We start from the raw sequence: 1,344 nt of genomic DNA, 5'->3' as shown, positions 1-1,344 counted from the left end.
TGTAGGCATTCGGCTGATGGTTGACGGTTTTACGTCGGTTGATCCTTGACACTCCTTACGTCAGTTTGTCCTGCGGGTCTTGGTCAGTGCACCTCCCAAGGGTCGTTTGTTGCGGACGGGGCCGGTGCTGTCGCGTCGCACGGTGCGCAGCAGCTCGTTGCCGATCCAGAACTGGAGGGTGTCGGGGCCGACGTGGACGTCGCAGCGTTCACCGGCCCGGTGGCGTCCGACGGAGACCTGTTGCCAGGAGACGCACACGACGCCGACGGTGGAGACCTTCCGGGCGACCCATTCGGGGCCGTCTCGGTCGGGCTGGTCGCGCAGCGTCCTGCGGGTGGTGACGGTGAACCTCTCCGCCGGGGTGGCCATGTCCAGGGACTGGTGGGGCCGGTCCTGGTTGTAGGAGGCGACCCATTCGTCCATGGCTTGCTGGGCGGTGGCCTTTGAGGTGAACAGGGTCCCGGTGAGCAGTTCGGCGCGCAGGGTCCGGTGGAAGCGTTCGATCTTGCCGGTGGTGGTGGGTGAGCGGGGCTTGGTCAGCAGGTGCTCGATCCCGTTCTCGCGGCAGATCCGGTCGAACAGCACCTCGGTCGGTGGGTGGTTGAACCGGCCGGTGAAGACCTTGCCGTTGTCGGTCAGGATCTGTTCGGGCACCCCGTGGGTGGCCAGCGCCGCGGTAAACGCGTCACAGACCAGCTGGGTGCGTTCGCGGGCCATCAGGGCCGCGCACACGCAGAACCGGGAGTGGTCGTCGACCCCGGTCAGACACTTCAGCGTGGTCCCGTCCCGCAGGCCGATGCCACCCACGACGTCCATTTGCCACAGCTCCATCGGCTGGCCGCGCTCCCAGCGCTTCCACTCCTCGCGGCGCCGTCGCCGGGCCGTGGAGTCGATCAGGTTCGCCCGTCGTAACGCCCGGTACACCCCGGACTCGGAGACGCTGGTGTTCTTCCTGGCCAGTTCGAACACAATCCGGCGCGGACCCCAGCCCGGGTGCAGCCGGCGCAGCTCGAGCACCGCGACCTCCACCCCGGGATCCATCTGATGCGGACAGCTTCCGGGCCGATGGGACCGGTCGGCCARCTCCTCCAAACCGCCCAGCTCGTACCTGGCCAACCACTCGTGCAGGGTTTGCCGCGAGACCGACCAGGCGGCCGCGACCTCCTTCACCGTGCGGCCGTCACTGATGACCGCCAGAACCGCCTTGTACCGCTGCTCAGCCACGCTCATCTCCCTCATCAAGGGAGTGTCAAGGATCAGCCGAAGTAGGTGTCAACCATCAACCGAAACACTGTCAGGCATCAACCGAAGCCCAAACGTCAAGCATCAGGCGAAGTCGTACAY

The 1,344-nt window shown here is 66.3% G+C and carries 1 protein-coding gene; it reads right to left on the bottom strand.

The features are described 5' to 3' along the window. Positions 1-60: 60 nt before the first annotated feature. Positions 61-1,239, bottom strand: coding sequence for an IS481 family transposase (locus AC1DXJ_RS20240; protein ID WP_477613917.1), 1,179 nt, complete (start codon positions 1,237-1,239; stop codon positions 61-63). Positions 1,240-1,344 lie beyond the last annotated feature (105 nt).

This window comes from Pedococcus sp. P2_D9 (assembly GCF_056404275.1).
The sequence above is the reverse complement of the archived record's forward strand: the minus strand, read 5'-3'. Positions and strand labels throughout refer to the sequence as shown.